This is a genomic window from Rhodococcus sp. IC4_135, from assembly GCF_011602025.1.
GTDB classification, from domain to species: Bacteria; Actinomycetota; Actinomycetes; order Mycobacteriales; family Mycobacteriaceae; genus Rhodococcus_F; species Rhodococcus_F baikonurensis.
In genome coordinates this window covers 1-17,480 of the sequence record NZ_JAAOLG010000027.1, presented here as the reverse complement: position 1 = coordinate 17,480, position 17,480 = coordinate 1, and the positions used below count along the sequence as shown (strand labels likewise).

The following is a 17,480-nucleotide window of genomic DNA, read 5'->3' as shown; positions in this document are numbered from 1 at the left end:
TTACACCAGGCTGGATTCGCGCGAGGCCTCGAGTGTCGACAGCATGCGCGGGGTGATCAGACCCGAACCCTCCGGCGCGTGAGCCGGGTCGGAGCCGAGTTCGATCTGCTTGTTGTCGGCATCGACGAACACGACGCGCGGGGAGTACTCCTTGACTTCCTGCTCGTTCATCACGCCGTAGGCGATGAGGATGACCAGGTCACCCGGCTTGACCAGATGCGCTGCCGCACCGTTGATTCCGATGACACCAGTGCCGCGCTCGCCGGCGATGACGTACGTCTCGAGACGCGCACCGTTGTCGATGTCGACGATGCACACCTGTTCGCCTTCGAGGAGGTCTGCGGCGTCCATCAGATCCTGATCGACCGTGACGGAACCGACGTAATGCAGGTCGGCGTGAGTCACGGTGGCGCGGTGGATCTTCGACTTCATCATCGTGCGAAACATATCCAGGTCCTTACTCGTGAAAAGTGCTCAGTGAGACAGCAGGTCGTCGATGGCGTCGGCGGATGGGTCGGTGTCACGCTCGAGGAACCCGGTTCCCACCGCGACACCGACGTTGTCGATCAAACGGGTGGTTCCGAGCTTGGCGGCCACCAACAACCGGCCGTCGCCTCGCTCGGGCGCGGGGCCCAGATCTACGCCCCGCACCTCGAGGTAGTCGACCTCGATTTCCGGAACAGCTGCCAGAACAGCGCGTGCGGTTTCCAGAATTGCTTCCGCGCCCCCGGCCGCCGCGTGCGCACCGGCGATCAGAGCTGCGGACAGCGCGACCACTGCGGTGCGCTGGCTCTCGTCGAGGTAGCGGTTGCGAGAGGACAACGCGAGGCCGTCGAACTCGCGGACCGTCGGAACGCCGATGATCTGTACGTCGAAGTTGAGATCCCACACCATCTGACGAATGAGCGTCAGCTGCTGGTAGTCCTTCTCACCGAAGTACGCGTGATTGGGTGCCGCGATCTGCAGCAGCTTCGCCACAACCGTCAACATTCCTGCGAAGTGCGTCGGGCGTGCGCCGCCTTCGAGTTCGCTGCCCAACGGCCCGGGCACGATGGTGGTGCGCTGACCACGCGGGTACATCGTCTTGACGCTCGGCGCGAACACCAATTCGACGCCCTCGGCGCGAAGCAGGTCGAGATCCGCATCGAGAGTGCGTGGGTACGCGTCCAAGTCTTCGCCGGCACCGAACTGCAGCGGGTTCACGAAGATGGAAACGATCACGACCGCGCCGGTGACCTTGGCCTGACGAACCAGTTCGATGTGGCCGGCGTGCAGCGCACCCATCGTCGGAACGAGCGCCACCTGACGCCCGACACCGCGCAGTGCCCGCGAGACGCGCCGAAGCTTGTCCGGATCGTGGTGCACCGTCAGTTCGCCGCGCTTGTATCCGCCCTGCAGATCACTCACGACGGTCACCTCCCGTTTCAGTCAAGATGTCGAACAATTCGGTGGGGGCGCCCACCCGCTGGGCCGATCGCAAGGACATCGCTCGATAGCCGGCAGCGAGCTCCGGATCCAGGTCTGTCAGTACGCGCAAATGTGTGTCGACGGCAGCAGCGTCACCGCGTGCCACCGGGCCGGTCAACGCCGAGGGACCGCGTCGTAGCGCGTTGTCCAAGGCCGCCGACAGCAGCGGCTGCAGGACACGCTCGGCCACCCCACCCGGATCTCCGTCGACCAACTGCTGACCGAGCAGCTCGTCACCCTGCAACGACGCTCGCAGCGCCTCGACGGCGTCGACCACGAGCGTGACCAGGTGATTACTGCCGTGCGCCAGTGCCGCGTGGTACAGCGCGCGGTTCTCCTCGCGTACTCGGACGGGCTCGCCGCCGATCTCGAGAACCAGTGACTGCGCGATCGCGTATCCGATGTCGTCGGCAGCAGTGATTCCGAAGCATGCCGACGACAGACGCGCAGTGTCCTCGTCGTGACCGGTGAACGTCATCGCCGGATGGATGGCCAAGGGCAGCGCGCCCAGTTCGGTCAGCGGGGCCAGGATCGCGATGCCGTTGGCACCGGACGTATGGGCGACGAGTGTGCCCGGCTTGACGGCTCGGGTGGCCGCGAGACCTCGAACAAGATCCGCAAGCTGGTCGTCAGGAACGGCGAGAATCAGCAGTTCGGAGCGAGCTGCGACGTCGGCAGCCGGAAGAATTTCGGTATCGGGAAGCCGCTTCACAGCGCGGGCGACCGAGGCGCTGGAGACGGCGGAGCAAGCGCTGACAACATGACCGGCTCGCTCCAATGCGGCACCGACAGCTGTTCCGACCCGGCCTGCGGAGACAATTCCTACCGTCAATCGCGCAGGTGCAGGTCCATTAGTGATCCCGAAGGAAGTCACCGGATTCCTCTCGTTCGTTCCAGTCCCGCTCGGCGGGTACCAGACGTTCTGCGTCCGAGGATATCCTTCGCCCGAACCGTCATGCCATGGCCGGGCGAGTGATCTGCGACTCAGTCCTCTCGGCGACGACGGCGACCGGAGCCTTCGGACGGATTGTTCGAACTCAGGTTTGCCATGATTTCGGCGACGGTCAATCCGTTGGAATGAGCACCGCTGGCGGCATCCTCCGGGGCAGCACGGCGACGACGGCGCGGCTCGGCATCAGGCTCCGCAGCGGGGTCGGGTTCAGCTTCCGCGACAACTTCGGGGACAACCTCGGGCACCTCTTCGACGACAGCGTCTTCGATGACGGCGTCTTCGATCTTCGGGGCCTGGGTGGGAGCCTTGACTTCCGGCTCGACCGGCTCGACCGGCGCGACCGGCTCCGGATCCTTCTTCACCGGAACGTCTTTCACCGTTCGTGTCGGTGAGGAACTCACCGGAGAACTCGGTGCTTGGTTCCCGCTCTGGGGCTTCTGCGTTTCTTGCGACTTCTGCGTCGGAATGACGCGCGGCGCCACGAAGCTGCTGTCACGCCACGACGTCTCCGCGAACACGACGGTCGTCTCAGCGGTCACCGGATCGTCGTTGGGTGACGCCAAGCCGCCGACGTTCGGTGTCGGTTGGCTGGGTCCGCTCTGGCCGGCGCCGGGAACGTACAACCCCGACGGTGCCGGCTGGTACGCGCCGTACGAACTACCGCCGAGTTCCGGCACTCGCGTCGAATCGGTCTTGAGCGCGGTCTGTTCGGGCAGCAGTCCACCTTCGAACAGTGCTTCGAGGTTTCGGCGCAGCGCCACCAATTCGGCGCGCAGCCCGGCCAGTTCCTCCGCGTCCGCGGTCACCTCGCGGCGCACGCGACCTTCGACGCTCAGTTCGTACTCGCGTCGAGCAGAAATTTCACGTTCGAGCTGCAGTTCGTAGACTGTCTGGAGATCAGCAACCTTGGCTTTGTCCAGTGCCGACTCACGCCGATACTTGGTCATTGCGATAGCGCCGAGGGTGGCTGCCCACAGAGCGACGACCAGACCCACCCGAAGAAGCTGAACGCTGTTGCTGAAGATCAGAAACAGCGAAGCAATGACAGCAAGTGCCAGAAGAGCAGCAATGATCATCTGGCTCGCGCTGCGCTTGCTTCGGCGCGCAGACTTCGATCGACCAGAATTTGTCATGGTTGCCAGGGTACTTGCCGAGACCGGGGTCGCCACGTACCTCGGTGGGTGATTTGCCGACCAGGCTGTCAGTGCGCGGGCTCGTCAGGTGTATCTTCCGGCGTCTTGCAACAATGTTCGAGCCACAGAGCTGCCGCTACCAGCGCAATTGCGGCGCCCAACCCCACCCACGCGCCCGGCGTGTCGGAGGCCGCGGCCTGCAGAACCGAGCGCTGTGGGATGAGATACACCAACACTCCGACCCAGACACCGACGGTAGCTGAACCGACCAAAGCGGATGCTTTTGCCAATGCCAGTGCGCGGGCAGCGGTTATCGGATGAAGCTGCCTGAGCCCGTCACCGACCTGACGATTCTTGACGCGCGAACGAATGACAAAAGCGAAGACGGCCTCGGCAACAGCCACGAAGTACAGCGACGCTCCCGCATAAACAGGGATGGGCGGCATCGAACCGTAGAACACGCGAATCAGAATCCAGGTGGCCACGGCCGCCACTGCGGCGAGTACCGCGAGTTCACTGATCCGGGTCGGCTTCAAACCCTTGTCGTTTTCGGTCACCGCGCAAGCACCACATCGGTAGTGCGGACACCTTCGCGCTCACTGCGATCGAGGCCGTCGAGAATTTCTGCCACCGACAACTTCTGGCCGTCGACGATCAGCGTCGCATCAGGGTCGACGTCCAGCCAAGGAACGAGCACGAATGCCCGAAGATGCGCGCGCGGATGCGGAAGTGTGAGCGCCGGATCGGAACTGACAACGCCTTCGCAGTCGACCACGTCCACGTCCAAGCTCCGGGGTCCCCACCGCTGTTCACGCACCCGGTCTGCGGCTTCCTCGAGCGCTTGCGATCGGCGAAGCCACTCAGCGGCGTCGGCCTCGGGATCGTCGACCACCACCACCGCGTTGTAGAAATCCTGCTGCTCGACGCCACCCCACGGCGCCGTCGAGTAGACCGGTGAGACAGCAACGACGGCGCTGCCCAACCCGTCGACAACGGACTGCAGGTGAGCCACGCTGTCGCCGATGTTGGAACCGATCGACAGAACAGCGCGCGTCATACCGATCTGGTCCGATGTGCGACGACGGCGACGTCCGCAAAGACCAGCGGAATCGGTGCCGAAGGTTTGTGGACCACGACCTCGACGCTCTCGACCCGCGAATCCTTCATGACGTCGTCCGCGATCTCCGCAGCGACGGTCTCGATGAGATCGCGCGACGGGCCGGCGACGATGGCTGCGGCGGCCTCCGCCAACTCGCCGTAGTGCAGAGTCTGAGTCAGGTCGTCCGACGCCGCGGCTGGAGCCAGGTCCATCCACACGGTGATGTCGATGAAGAAGTCCTGACCGTCACGCTTCTCGTGGTCGAACACTCCGTGGTTGCCGCGAACCTTCAGCCCGCGCAATTCGATTCGGTCCCCCATGTCAGGCCCTTTCTCGTCCACGGTTCCAGGCGTCGACCACGGCAATGGCGTCGAGCGAAGCTTGTGCGTCGTGCACCCGAACTCCCCAGGCACCCTCACGCGCCGCAAGGGCGGAGACCACGGCCGTCGCAGTCTCGCGCCCACCGGGCAGACGGGGATTGCCGTCGGGATCGCTGAGCAGAGACCCGAGGAAACGCTTGCGGGAGGCTCCGACGAGCACCGGGAATCCGGTCGCGTTGAACTCGGGTAGTGCTCGCAACAGTGCCCAGTTGTGGTCGGCGTTCTTCGCGAACCCGAGGCCGGGGTCGAGGATGATCGACGACGAATCGACACCGGCCTTCAACGCCAGATCGACCTGCGACAGCAGTTCGTCACGGACGTCGCGGACCACGTCGTCGTACTGATCGGCGCTGCCACGATGGACGTAGTCACCGGCCGAGCGCCAATGCATGAGAATCCAGGGCACTCCGGCGTCGGCCACAACGGATGCCATGTCGGGGTCTGCGCGACCACCCGATACGTCGTTGACGATCCCTGCACCCGCTTCGATCGCGGCGGCGGCGACGGAAGCGCGCATCGTGTCGACACTGACGCGGATTCCTGCTGCCACGAGTTCTTCGATCACCGGCGCAATTCGGTCCGCCTCGAGTTTCGGATCGACGCGGGTGGCTCCCGGGCGCGTCGACTCGCCGCCGACGTCGACGATGTCGACGCCTATGCGTTGCAGTTCGAGCCCGCGAGCGATCGCCGCGTCACGATCGAGAAATTGACCACCGTCGGAAAACGAATCGGCGGTGACGTTCAGAATCCCCATCACGACCATCCGGGCCGGATCGCTGCCTGCAACGGGAGCCGCGGACATCTCGCTCACTTACGCAGGATGAGGTCCAGCGCTTCGGACCGTGAGGCCGCGCTGGATTGCAGGAGCCCACGAACCGCAGACGTGGTCGTGCTGGCTCCGGGCTTGCGGATACCGCGCATCGCCATGCAGAGATGCTCGGCTTCGATGACGACGATGGCTCCACGCGGGTCGAGCTTGCGCATCAAAGCATCCGCGATCTGACTGGTCAGGCGTTCTTGAACCTGCGGACGCTTGGCGTACAGATCGACGACGCGCGCGAGCTTCGACAAACCGGTGACCTTGCCCGACTTTCCGGGGATGTAGCCGACGTGGGCGACGCCGTGGAAGGACACCAGGTGGTGCTCGCACGTCGAGAACATCGGAATGTCTCGCACGAGCACCAATTCCTGGTGGCCCTCGTCGAAAGTTGTGTTCAACGCGTCGTCGGGCTCGGAGTACAGACCCGCGAAGATCTCCTTGTACGAGCGCGCAACCCGGGCCGGCGTATCGAGCAGGCCTGGACGCTCCGGATCTTCACCGACCGCGATCAACAATTCCCGTACGGCAGCCTCTGCCCGCGCCTGATCGAACGGGCGGCCCGTTCCGAGCGACACCAGTTCACTGGCCACATCATTCACCGACAACCGAACTCTCCTCGAGAATTGTTCACAGGTCCCCCGCCGCAGAGCCTAGTGGCGCAGGGTCAGCGAGATCCGTCCGGTCCGTCCCAGCGAGCGGTGCTCGGGCCGTCGTCCTCAGCCGAATGATGCGGCGGCGGAGTCTGCGGTTGTTCCGGCGTGGGGCTCTGCCACTGGTTTTCGCCTGACGGGTTTCCCCGATTCGGATCGGCGAAGGGTCCACCGTCCGGGTACTGCACCGGGTAATCGGGCTGCGCGGGGTAACGGCGGCCGGGATGCGGCTGCTCCGGGTACGCCTGCTGGCCCGGATGCGGCTGACCGTACTGCCCCTGATCGGGCTGGGGCTGACCGTGTTGGGGCTGACCGTACTGGCCCTGCGACTGGTTCGGCGGGGTCGGATTCTGTCCACCGGTGTATCCACCCGACTGCTGTCCGGGGTACGTCGGAGACGGATTCTCACGCGGAGGCCAACCCGGTGCCGACCATCCGGCGGGCGCTCCGTAGTCCGGTGTTCCCGGTTGCGGCGTCTGCTGCGGAGCACTCGGCTGTGGGTACGAAGGCTGTGCGTAGCCGTTGGAAGGTCCCTGGTTGCCGTTGTTGGGGAGACCACCGTTGTTGGGGACACCACCGTTGGGGGCACCGCTGTTGGGTGCGCCTGCCTTGACGAGAACAGGTGCGGCAGCGGGCTCCGGCCACGTCTCGCCGCGCTCGATTGCGAGTTCGCGCGGAGTCTTCACCGGCGGACGATCCGAAGGCGTACGCCCACCGAAATCGTTGAAAGCCGTGATGCGCGGACGCTTTTCGACGCCGGCAAGGATCTTCTCGAGGTCCTTGCGAGTCAACGTCTCACGCTCGAGCAGTTCGGTCGCGATGAGGTCGAGCGCATCGCGGTACTCGTTGAGGATGGCCCACGCTTCGGTGTGCGCTGCCTCGATGAGGTTGCGCACCTCCTCGTCGATTTCGCGGGCGATCTCGTGGGAGTAGTCGGACTGAACGCCCATCGAACGGCCGAGGAACGGATCCCCGCCCTCCTGTCCGTAGCGAACTGCGCCGAGCTTGGCGCTCATGCCGTATTCGGTGACCATCGCGCGGGCGATCTTTGTCGCCATGTCGATATCGGACGACGCTCCGGTGGTGGGCTCGTGGAACACCAGCTCCTCGGCGGCGCGTCCACCCATTGCCATGACGAGACGAGCGATCATCTCCGAACGCGTCATCAAGCCCTTGTCGTCCTCGGGCACCGTCATCGCGTGACCGCCGGTGCGACCGCGAGCGAGGATCGTGACCTTGTAGACCGGCTCAATGTCAGGCATTGCCCAAGCAGCCAGCGTGTGACCGCCCTCGTGATATGCCGTGATCTTCTTCTCGTGCTCGCTGATGATGCGACTCTTACGCCGCGGTCCACCGACAACACGGTCCACCGATTCCTCGAGCGAGGCTTCGGTGATGACGGTCCCGTTTTCGCGAGCGGTGAGCAGCGCAGCCTCGTTGATGACGTTCGCGAGATCGGCACCCGACATGCCGACGGTCCGCTTGGCGAGACCTTCGAGGTCGGCGTTGGGATCGATCGGCTTGCCCTGCGAGTGCACGCGCAAGATCGCGCGGCGACCGGCGAGGTCGGGGGCCCCGACCGGAATCTGGCGATCGAAGCGTCCCGGACGCAGCAGTGCGGGATCCAGGATGTCGGGACGGTTGGTTGCGGCGATCAAGATGATGCCGGTGCGATCACCGAAGCCGTCCATCTCGACGAGCAACTGGTTGAGTGTCTGCTCGCGCTCGTCGTGTCCGCCGCCCAGGCCTGCTCCGCGCTGACGACCGACGGCGTCGATCTCGTCGACGAAGATGATGCAGGGGCTGTTCTGCTTGGCCTGCTCGAACATGTCGCGAACACGCGAAGCACCGACACCGACGAACATCTCGACGAAGTCCGAACCGGAGATGGTGAAGAACGGGACGCCGGCTTCGCCTGCAACAGCGCGAGCGAGCAGTGTCTTACCAGTTCCGGGAGGGCCGTACAGCAGCACACCGCGCGGAATCTTGGCGCCGAGCGCCTGGTAGCGAGCCGGGTTCTGCAGGAAGTCCTTGATCTCGTACAGCTCTTCGACAGCCTCGTCCGCACCGGCGACGTCGGCGAACGTGGTTTTCGGCATGTCCTTGGTGAGCTGCTTGGCCTTCGACTTACCGAATCCCATGACTCCGCCGCGACCACCGCCGCCCTGCATCCGGTTCATGACGAAGAAGAAGATGCCGAACAGAATGATCATCGGCAGCACGAACAGAAGGATCGACGTCAGCCAACTCTCCTGAGTGACCGTCGTGTTGAACTTGTCCGCTCCGGCGCCTTCGACCTTGTCGAAGATCTGCTCCGACGCACTCGCGGGGTACTTCGCCAGGATCTGCGTCTTACCGTCGGTGGCGTCGTTGCCGTTCTTGAGCCACAGACGAACCTGCTGCTCACGGTCGTCGATCTGCGCCGACGCAACGTTCTTGGCGTCGAGTTGGGAGATCGCGACCGAGGTGTCGACGGTCTTGAAGTCGCGAGTGTCGTTGCTGAAGTAGCTGAAGGCATAGATCACCAACAGCACGACGGCTACGAGTAGCACGTTACGGAACACAGTCTTACGGTTCATACAGGTCGGCCGATGTGGCCGGTCCTTTCGAGAGTGCGGGTCTGCCAGGTCGCCTTCCGGCTGCCAACCGGACACCTGCAGGTTACCGCGATCGGCCCCATCGATGCCCGCCAGCAGCCGTGCCGCTTGGTCGGAACGGTCGTCACTGTGTTCAACGTGCGTATTGCCGATCAGGTTCCCGGGCTACGTCGCAGCACAGTTTCCCGTGAGCGAACACGCTCACAGTGGTTATCGTGCGCTTTTCCGACGCTTGTCCGTCGTTATTCGTCAGGCCGTGTCGGAGAGGATTCCCGCAACAGCGTCAGCGGCGCCCGACGGGTCACCGTCGATGATGCGGTGAGCGAGCCGATCGAGCCGCGCAGACAGACGAGCCGAGAATTCGGGCACGTCCGCCTGCTGGGCGATGGTGTCGTCGAGATCGGCCAACAAGCCGCCTCCGGCCAGGTGCCTGACGCAGCGCCACGTCTCGGCGAAGTTTCTCGCGGTCCCGTCGTCGGTCAGCATCGCGACCCGCAGCGCAGCGTTGGGATTCGACGCCGCCGCCCGCGCCAGACCGGCCATGATCGCTTCCCTGGCCGCAGTCAGTTCGTCGACGGTTCGGTCTTGCAACCGCACTCCCGAGTCCGCAGAGCGGCCCGCGTCAGGCGTCGGAGCTTCACGAATCACTGCACCGTTGCCGTGCTGGATTTCGACTCGGCCCCGGATCTCGAGGGCAACGAGCGCCTGAGCGAGCGACGCGCGACTCACGCCGAGTTCGGCAGCCAGGCTACGTTCGGGAGGAAGCCGATCGCCGGGCGAAAGACCTTGAGCCTCGATGAAATTCGAGATGTGCTCGGCCAACTGCTCGTACAGACGCGGACGCTTCAATCGTCCGGGCAGGCCCGAGCGCGAGCCGGGCGATGACGTCGAATTCATGCCTCGGAGTGTACTTGACAAATGGCGCAGTGGCAGAGAGGCTAGGCCAATTCCAAGTGATGTAGACCACAAGCTGGTCGCGAACGGATTGAGAGTTCGATGGCAAATGTCATAGCCCTGTCAGTACTTGTCCTGGTGTTCGTCATATCCACCGTGAGGTCGGTGAACATGGGTGCACTCGCCCTGGTGGCTGCCTTCGTCGTCGGAACGCTGGTCTTCACCGTCGATACCAGCGAGATCCTCGACGGCTTCCCGGCCAGCCTCTTCGTCATCCTGGTCGGTGTCACTTACCTGTTCGCGCTGGCCAGAAACAACGGCACGGTCGACTGGATCATTCACGCGGCAGTGCGGGCGGTCAGAGGACGAGTGGCCCTCGTGCCGTGGGCGATGTTCGCTGTTTGCGCGGCCGTGACCGCCATGGGTGCGGTCAGTCCCGCTGCCGTCGCCATCATCGCGCCCGTGGCGATGGGCTTCGCCACCCGCTACCGGATCCACCCCATGCTGATGGGCTTCATGGTCGTCCAGGGCGCAACGGCGGGCAGCTTCTCCCCCATCGGAATCTTCGGCGTGATCACCAACGACGTCATGCGCCAGAACGGTCTCCCGTCGAGCCCGGCCTTGCTGTTCGTCTCGACCTTCGCGGCTGCGGCCGTTGTCGCTGCCATCGCGTACGTCTCGTTCGGCGGTCGCGCACTGATCGCTCGCGGCGCCTCGGAACGCGTGCTCGTCAGCGCAGTCGGAAACGCGTCGGGCGGTGGCGACACCATCACCGGTTCGGGTTCCGGCGACAGCTCGAAGGGCGGCGGTAGGTCCTCGGGTGGGACCGCTCCGCACGAGGGAGCACTCAATCTCGAGCGGCGACTCACCTTGCTCGGACTGGCGTCACTTGCCCTCGGCGCCTTGGTCTTCGACCTCGACGTCGGATTCACCGCACTGACCGTCGCGGTACTTCTCACCCTGATCTTCCCGGCCTCCGCCCGCGGAGCCGTCGACAAGATCAGCTGGGGCACCGTGCTCCTCATCGGCGGAATCGTCACGTACGTGGCCTTACTGCAGAACCAGAACACCGTCCAGTGGCTCGGGGATTCGGTAGCGCACGTAGGCATTCCGCTCCTCGCGGCCTTCTTGATCTGTCTGATCGGCGCGATCGTCTCGGCGTTTGCGTCCACAACGGGAATCCTCGGAGCACTCATCCCCTTGGCAATTCCCTTCCTCATGACCGGTCAGGTCAATGCAACCGGTCTGGTCATCGCGCTGGCGATCTCGTCGTCTCTGGTCGATTGCAGTCCGTTCTCGACCAACGGCGCACTGGTGGTGGCGAACGCCGCTCCGGAAGAACGCGACGTGGTGTTCGGGCTGACGATGCGGTGGGGCATGACCATCATGGTCGTGACGCCGATCCTCGCCTGGCTGCTGTTCGTTGTTCCCTGGTCCGTCTGAAACTTCTTTCAAAGAAAGGAAACTCACAATGAACAGCGAATCCACACTTTTGCGCTCCCTCGACCCCCACATCTTCGACGATCACGGAGCGGCGGTCAGTTTCGGCGAAGGCGCAACCCTCTCTCGCGCCGACCTGTTGGCCGCCGCCACCGCGGTCGCCGATCGAATCCACGGTGCGCAGCGAGTGGCAGTACAGGCCACCGCCGGCCTCGAGACGGTCGTTGCTGTGACCGGCGCGCTGATCGCCGGTGTTGCCGTGGTCCCGATCCCGCCGGACTCCGGCCCGCTCGAACGTCAGCACATCATCGCCGATTCGAAGGCAGAACTGCTACTCGGAGAAGGACTGTCGGACTCAAGTGTCCCGTTGGTTCCCATCGATATTCACGCACGATCATCGACGTCGTATCCCGAACCGAAAGCGGCAGCCACCGCCCTGATCATGTACACCTCGGGAACCACCGGAGCACCGAAAGGCGTCGTCCTCTCGCGAGCAGCGATCGCAGCGGACCTCGACGCGCTTGCCCACGTGTGGAATTGGACTCCGGAAGACACACTCGTCCACGGGCTACCCCTCTTCCACGTCCACGGATTGATCCTCGGAGTTTTGGGTGCGTTGCGCGTGGGCTCGCCGCTTGTTCACACCGCCAGACCGACCCCGGAGTCGTACGCCGCAGCGGGTGGCTCGCTGTATTTCGGTGTTCCGACCGTCTGGTCACGAGTGTGCGGAGATCCCTCGGCGGCAGCAGCATTGCGATCCGCGCGCTTGCTCGTGTCCGGCAGTGCACCACTTCCGGTTCCGTTGTTCGAGCGGATGAAATCGCTGACCGGGCTGGCTCCCGTCGAGCGCTACGGAATGAGTGAAACTCTCATCACCGTCAGCACGACGCACGACGGCGAACGCCGCCCGGGTTGGGTCGGGCACGCTGTTCCCGGAGTCAGGACGAGGTTGCGCGGCGAGAACGGTGAACTGTCGGCGCACGACGGTGAGCAGCTTGGGCAACTGGAAGTTTCGGGAGCCGTGCTCTTCGACGAGTACCTCGGGAACCCCTCGAAGACAGCGGAATCCATGACCGAGGACGGCTGGTTCCGCACCGGCGACATCGCGGTGATCGACGACAGCGGATTCCACCGCATCGTTGGACGCGAGTCTGTCGACATGATCAAGTCCGGTGGATACCGCATCGGTGCAGGCGAGGTGGAACAGGCGCTTCTGGCGTACCCGGGGGTTCGCGAGGCCGCCGTCGTCGGTGTGCCGGACGACGACCTCGGACAGCGCATAGTCGCCTTCATCGTCGGGGAGGTAGCCGACTGCGCAGTGGTTTCGGACTTCGTCGCCGAATCGCTGTCGATCCACAAGCGTCCTCGCCAGGTTTGTCTGGTCGACAGCTTGCCCCGCAACGCCATGGGCAAGGTGCAGAAGAAACTGCTGACGCTCTGAGGCAAGTCGCCTCCGTCAAAGCGTGCTCGGCTACTGTCGGATGACCACGACGACGGCGTCAGCCATCCGATCGTGAAAGCCACGTACGTCCGGTGCGCCACTGATCGAAACGATGATCGCGATCGAAATGCCCACCGTTACAATATTACCCAGGATACTGGCGATACTGCCCAACGACATCGAACTCAGCATGCCGACAAGCTCGTCGCCACTACCGAGCATGGCCAACGCCGAAACAGCCGATCCGAGGTACATGGGAATCACGAATGCGTTCCGTTTGAAGGACTGCGCCAGGGTCGGACGCGCACCTCCTATCGAGCGAACGCCTATTCCGAGGGCGAGTTTGCCCAGGGTTACCCCGAATGCCGACTCTCCCCACACGAAGTACACGATCGAACCGATCCCGATCAGCAGGCCGATCAGACCCGAACTTGTCCGGTAGGCATCGAAGTCGAAAGCGCTTCCGAGCGTCGCGGTGGAGATCATTCCGCCGACGACCGACACAACTCCGAGAATGGCAAAATCGATGAACCGCGCGGCAACTCGTATCCCGGTGCCGGCCGGCCGAAACCCACCAGGCAGGAGTGGAACGCCGGTCGGCACATACCCCGGGTTCGGTTGCGGCACGGCCAGTTGCGGTACGGCCAGCTGCGGTTCGGCCGAATGCACAGGGGCGCCGCTGGAGCGGGATTCCGGTGCACTCGATATGAACTTCTCTGTCGCAGGTTCGGGTTCGGGTTCGTGTCCGACTAGGCCGAATTGACCAGCAGCCCTTCGATCTAACGCCGCATCCACAGCAGGATCACCCAACGCTTCGAGCCACGTCACAAGGTCGTCGTACGTCGACGGATTCGCGGCAATCGCCGGCCGCAACTCCGGCGAACTCGACGCGATCGCGAACAGCACCGCCGCCGGAGTCCGCGGATCCGCAGCCTCGAGAGCACGCCGCGAAGGCTGAACGGGCTGTCCAAGATTCGGTACCGCAGCTGTAACCGTGGTGGCTGACGCGAACAGTTGCACCCCCGCATACAAATTCCGAACAGCCGGTGAGACTGTGAGGGCGAGAGCGACCACAACTACCAGCATCGCCATGGCGAGATCGAATATCCATGAACTGTAATATATTTCGCCGTACATGGCCGACTGCACCACGAGACGAGCGATCATCAGGACCAGCAAGCCGACACAGACTCCGAGACAGACCTCGCGTGACGGGCGAGGGTCGAGCGAAGAATACCGCAGCGACAGTGATTTGACTCCGACGACGGCAAGAATCCCGACGAGTATCGCGAGAACAGCGAGCACTAACGCATCTCCCCACGGCACGATGCCAAATTGCGTTGCTGCCATGGCGATCTGAGAGAATCCAACACCGAAGCTCCACACCGCGATCAACAGCATGCCGTTTCGTGCCGCTGCGAGCCAGACGTATCCGGGGTGCGTCCCGTCGCCGACGGATGCAACACCGAATGGAATGAATGTAATTGCGGCTGCGGCAATCAAGAACGTGATGCCGTAGTACGGACTAGCCGTGACCGTGTGGAACAGCTCGACACTTGTGCCCTCGCTGATCGAGTGGAGTAATCCGGCTGCGAGGAGAGCGATGCCGAGCGCGGCGATGGTGAGGCGCCAGGACGCAAACCGTCTGACGAGACCGACTGTCGCAACACCCACCACGACGATCGGAACAGCCGACGACACGAAGAGAACGATCAGGCTCTCGAATGTCTGCGGCCCGTCGTAATATCGGTAGCGACTGGCGGAGACCAGGATGTAGATCAGCGCGAGTAGCGCCGAGGCCACTGACGACCCCCAAGCCACAAACACAAGCGGCTTCACCAACGCCAACCATCGCGGCGCAGTTCGAGGGTCGATGCGAATTTCGGCCGCTCGCGGTTGCGCTGCGAGCAAGGCACCGGCAAGCCCGAACCACGCTCCGGCGCCGACCCCGTTGCCGGTGAAAATACTCGAACTCTCGCTGAATCGAAACATTCCTCGAATGACGTCGTAGACGACCAAACCCACGACGGCAGAAAGGAGGGGCGCGTTGGCCACCAGACGCAGCACACGTATCTGTCCGACATTCCAATTCGGCCCGAGCATTCCGAGGCGCGCCACGTACGGCAGAGACAGTGACACCAGCGACAGCAGTATCGGCAGAACAATGAGCGCGACAAGACCACTCGAACCGACGCGGGTTATTCCGACGGTCATGCTCCACGGTAAGAAGAACGACACGAACAGCAGTACGGCGGCTGTCCCATCGCGGGTGTAGTCACCGATCCGAATATCCTGGAACACAGATTGCGTGGGTGAATAGCCCTGAGCCGGTGGATACATGTCGTGCGACTGGGGCAAACCGTTTATCGATGGTTCACCGTGTTGACGCGAGTTGTCTTCGGTCATTCGCCAAGCTCCTCAGATGTGGAAGTGCGCCAAACGGCTCAGGCACTATCGCCGATATTTGGTGGTACCCGACGAATCGCGATCGTTGCTGACGATCTTGGCGAAGCATTGATCGTTGGCAATCCGTTTCGAATCGCACCACCCGTTGGCTGCATCCGCATCCGCAAACGTCAAGCCTGCGACGGTTATCCACCAACCCCGGAGATCGAAGGTCCGCCATTCGTCACTCCAGAGCAGACGCACCTCCGGATACATGAGACGAAGTTCGAGATGCTGTCGCAGGATCTGGGCAGCAGTCCAATGCACCTGAGCGCCATTGATATCCGCCGCATCGAGCCCAACCCGCTTGGAGGAGATCTGAGCCACCCACCTGTTTGCGAGGTCACCGGTCACAAACGGACGATCGGCGTCGGCCTGAGCTCGGAGGGCGTCGAGACTCGCAGATTCGACGTCGCCCGTTGTCGGCTGCGCGCTACGTGTGGGCCGGATCGGCGTATTGGTGTCACTTCGCGATGCCGGCCCGGACGTCAGGCTGGCATCACTTGTCCCCTCGTCCTCACACTCGACGAGTTGAGCACCTGACGCTCTCGAATTGGTCAGGCTCGAAGACTCACCGAGAGTGTTCGGCAGCCTCCAGAAGCTACCGAGGTCGTACAGGAACTCGCGCTGGATCGAGTTCGTCGTGTTCGTCCCATCGGTTCGGGGAAGGTAGATCGGGGCATCGGAGAAGTCGAACACCGCCGATGCAACGCTCTGGCCGGTGTCGGTGATCGACACCCGAAGTGCGTCGGTGGAGACGATGTCTCCGCCGGGACATGATGCTTTCATTTCCATTCGGACGACGAGACCCTCTGCCTGCGTGCGGTATTCAACCGGCGTCAGGGTCGGCGTCCGTCCGCATTTCGTGACGTACTCGTCGCCTCCGTCGATTTCAGGGACAGCGGACAGTTTGCCTGGCGCTCCCGACGGTCCGCCGGTCGGTCGGTAGTAGACGAATTCGTCATTGGAGATCGACGCGAGTCCGTCGTGGGCCTTCGACCAAGACCAGTGGTTGGTGTGGGAATCGAGTGACCAGCTGATGGAGCCGTCGTCGAGTTCGACGGCAAGTACCCTGCCGTCGTTGGGATGGACGAGAATTCGCTCACCGTCCGAGACCGAGTAAGAGAAGTAGTCACCGATCTTGGTCGACCACAACTGTTCCCCGGTGTCGATTCGGTAGGCCGAGAGCGTGTCCGAGTCGTTGCCCAACACGATGTCGCCGACGATCCGGCGTAGCGAGAAGTGGTCTCCGCCGACGACCGACCACAGCTCGGTGCCGTCGTTCATGTCGTAGGCACCGTGCGAGCCGATGTACGGACGAGAGTTCGATGCCGAGACAAGCCACGGTGATGCCGGTGCGTCTTCGTCAACTCTAAATCTCTCGGCACCGTCGCGGTCGGACACGATGCTGGAGTATCCGTCCGAGGGAAATGGCATCGCGCAGAGGACGCCGGCAAAACCCTGCCCTGGAAGTGCCTCGTAGCCACCCAGATTCGGATTCGAAAGCAGTGCGCCATCGACCGCGTTGAGCGCCGTCGATCCAATGCTCGAGTAATAGACGATGCCGTCCACGATCTCGAACGAATGCGAATCGCCGGATCCGACGCAGTCGGTTTCCGGTGGAATTGTCGTTGTCCACGCCGCGTCGAGATCGTTGGGCGTACCGCGCGAAATCACCAGCCCGGACTGGCTACCGCCGACAGTGAAGACCGCTCCGTCGGAAACCTCTACCAAGGTGGCTGTGTCGGTGTCGACACTCGAACGAATCGCCCCCGAGTCGAGCGAGAAGGAAACGATTCGAGCTGTTCCACCAGGGTTCCTGACGACACAAGGTAGGGCTGCATCGATCGCGGCGGTCGCACACGACACCGTGCCGGCGACCGGCGATTGCCATCGAATGGATCCGCTTTCGGCGTCGACTGCAACAAGTTGGGATTGCTGTCCCTGCTGTGGACCGACCGTAGTGATCAGAGTCTGTCCCACGTCGATGAATCTCGCCGTTCCATAGCTCGCACCGAGCGAATCCGGCCACAGAAATCTTCCGCCCGGCAGAACCTCGTCAACGTCCAACGACCACCCTGGCGTCGGCTGCGTGGGGTAGGTGTTGACCAGCTGGCCGGCCACAGGTCCATCGGTGTCTCCCGATCGTAGAACCGTGACAA

General features: G+C 63.3%; 15 protein-coding genes. 2 read left to right on the top strand and 13 right to left on the bottom strand.

All coding sequences use genetic code 11. The annotated features are described in order from the left end of the window. The 11 genes from panD to G8767_RS28805 all read right to left on the bottom strand — a co-directional run bounded on the left by panD (position 1) and on the right by G8767_RS28805 (position 9,995). The gene (gene panD / locus G8767_RS28855; RefSeq protein ID WP_003945761.1) at positions 1 to 447 is read right to left on the bottom strand and encodes an aspartate 1-decarboxylase; all 447 of its coding nucleotides are present in this window, start codon (positions 445 to 447) and stop codon (positions 1 to 3) included. Positions 448 to 474: 27 nt separating this feature from the next. Then, positions 475 to 1,407, bottom strand: a complete 933-nt coding sequence (panC, locus tag G8767_RS28850) for a pantoate--beta-alanine ligase (RefSeq protein WP_346843047.1) — start codon at positions 1,405 to 1,407, stop codon at positions 475 to 477. Beyond that, positions 1,400 to 2,341, bottom strand: coding sequence for a DUF2520 domain-containing protein (locus G8767_RS28845; RefSeq protein WP_166813246.1), 942 nt, complete (start codon positions 2,339 to 2,341; stop codon positions 1,400 to 1,402). Before G8767_RS28845 ends, panC begins: the two co-directional genes overlap by 8 nt. Positions 2,342 to 2,451: 110 nt before the next feature. Continuing rightward, entirely contained in the window at positions 2,452 to 3,552 is a 1,101-nt protein-coding gene (locus tag G8767_RS28840) for a DUF6779 domain-containing protein (RefSeq protein WP_206029885.1), read from the bottom strand. Positions 3,553 to 3,620: 68 nt separating this feature from the next. Next, positions 3,621 to 4,088: a DUF3180 domain-containing protein gene (locus G8767_RS28835; RefSeq protein WP_153213529.1), complete on the bottom strand. Its 468-nt coding sequence runs from the start codon at positions 4,086 to 4,088 to the stop codon at positions 3,621 to 3,623. Positions 4,089 to 4,105: 17 nt separating this feature from the next. Beyond that, a complete protein-coding gene (gene folK / locus G8767_RS28830; RefSeq protein ID WP_166813243.1) occupies positions 4,106 to 4,609 on the bottom strand; it encodes a 2-amino-4-hydroxy-6-hydroxymethyldihydropteridine diphosphokinase in 504 nt (167 codons plus the stop codon). Further along, the gene (folB, locus tag G8767_RS28825) at positions 4,606 to 4,971 is read right to left on the bottom strand and encodes a dihydroneopterin aldolase (RefSeq protein WP_166813241.1); all 366 of its coding nucleotides are present in this window, start codon (positions 4,969 to 4,971) and stop codon (positions 4,606 to 4,608) included. The genes folK and folB overlap by 4 nt, the downstream gene beginning before the upstream one ends. Position 4,972: 1 nt before the next feature. Continuing rightward, the gene (gene folP, locus G8767_RS28820) at positions 4,973 to 5,833 is read right to left on the bottom strand and encodes a dihydropteroate synthase (RefSeq protein ID WP_166813287.1); all 861 of its coding nucleotides are present in this window, start codon (positions 5,831 to 5,833) and stop codon (positions 4,973 to 4,975) included. 5 nt (positions 5,834 to 5,838) lie between these two features. After that, entirely contained in the window at positions 5,839 to 6,456 is a 618-nt protein-coding gene (gene folE, locus G8767_RS28815) for a GTP cyclohydrolase I FolE (protein ID WP_019746783.1), read from the bottom strand. A gap of 59 nt (positions 6,457 to 6,515) precedes the next feature. Further along, the gene (gene ftsH, locus G8767_RS28810) at positions 6,516 to 9,080 is read right to left on the bottom strand and encodes an ATP-dependent zinc metalloprotease FtsH (RefSeq protein ID WP_166813239.1); all 2,565 of its coding nucleotides are present in this window, start codon (positions 9,078 to 9,080) and stop codon (positions 6,516 to 6,518) included. 267 nt (positions 9,081 to 9,347) lie between these two features. Continuing rightward, the gene (locus tag G8767_RS28805; protein WP_166813237.1) at positions 9,348 to 9,995 is read right to left on the bottom strand and encodes a GntR family transcriptional regulator; all 648 of its coding nucleotides are present in this window, start codon (positions 9,993 to 9,995) and stop codon (positions 9,348 to 9,350) included. 99 nt (positions 9,996 to 10,094) lie between these two features. On the opposite strand from G8767_RS28805, the gene G8767_RS28800 reads away from it, so the two are divergent. Beyond that, positions 10,095 to 11,435: an SLC13 family permease gene (locus G8767_RS28800; RefSeq protein ID WP_095970826.1), complete on the top strand. Its 1,341-nt coding sequence runs from the start codon at positions 10,095 to 10,097 to the stop codon at positions 11,433 to 11,435. A gap of 28 nt (positions 11,436 to 11,463) precedes the next feature. Continuing rightward, positions 11,464 to 12,873, top strand: coding sequence for an acyl-CoA synthetase (locus tag G8767_RS28795; RefSeq protein WP_166813235.1), 1,410 nt, complete (start codon positions 11,464 to 11,466; stop codon positions 12,871 to 12,873). Positions 12,874 to 12,903: 30 nt separating this feature from the next. Here the strand turns inward: G8767_RS28795 and G8767_RS28790 are convergent, their stop codons facing one another. Both G8767_RS28790 and G8767_RS28785 read right to left on the bottom strand, forming a co-directional pair. Further along, the gene (locus G8767_RS28790; protein ID WP_166813233.1) at positions 12,904 to 15,279 is read right to left on the bottom strand and encodes an RDD family protein; all 2,376 of its coding nucleotides are present in this window, start codon (positions 15,277 to 15,279) and stop codon (positions 12,904 to 12,906) included. Between the two features lie 45 nt (positions 15,280 to 15,324). Further along, positions 15,325 to 17,480 (bottom strand): PQQ-binding-like beta-propeller repeat protein (locus tag G8767_RS28785; protein WP_240952895.1); only part of this gene is annotated, 2,156 nt, incomplete at its 5' end.

What these genes read in the sequence shown, in the direction of transcription:
- panD (WP_003945761.1), bottom strand. Translation starts at nt 447, where the DNA reads ATGTTTCGCACGATGATGAAGTCGAAGATCCACCGCGCCACCGTGACT.
- G8767_RS28840 (WP_206029885.1), bottom strand. Translation starts at nt 3,552, where the DNA reads ATGACAAATTCTGGTCGATCGAAGTCTGCGCGCCGAAGCAAGCGCAGC.
- folK (WP_166813243.1), bottom strand. Translation starts at nt 4,609, where the DNA reads ATGACGCGCGCTGTTCTGTCGATCGGTTCCAACATCGGCGACAGCGTG.
- folB (WP_166813241.1), bottom strand. Translation starts at nt 4,971, where the DNA reads ATGGGGGACCGAATCGAATTGCGCGGGCTGAAGGTTCGCGGCAACCAC.
- folP (WP_166813287.1), bottom strand. Translation starts at nt 5,833, where the DNA reads ATGTCCGCGGCTCCCGTTGCAGGCAGCGATCCGGCCCGGATGGTCGTG.
- ftsH (WP_166813239.1), bottom strand. Translation starts at nt 9,080, where the DNA reads ATGAACCGTAAGACTGTGTTCCGTAACGTGCTACTCGTAGCCGTCGTG.
- G8767_RS28805 (WP_166813237.1), bottom strand. Translation starts at nt 9,995, where the DNA reads ATGAATTCGACGTCATCGCCCGGCTCGCGCTCGGGCCTGCCCGGACGA.
- G8767_RS28800 (WP_095970826.1), top strand. Translation starts at nt 10,095, where the DNA reads ATGGCAAATGTCATAGCCCTGTCAGTACTTGTCCTGGTGTTCGTCATA.
- G8767_RS28795 (WP_166813235.1), top strand. Translation starts at nt 11,464, where the DNA reads ATGAACAGCGAATCCACACTTTTGCGCTCCCTCGACCCCCACATCTTC.
- G8767_RS28790 (WP_166813233.1), bottom strand. Translation starts at nt 15,279, where the DNA reads ATGACCGAAGACAACTCGCGTCAACACGGTGAACCATCGATAAACGGT.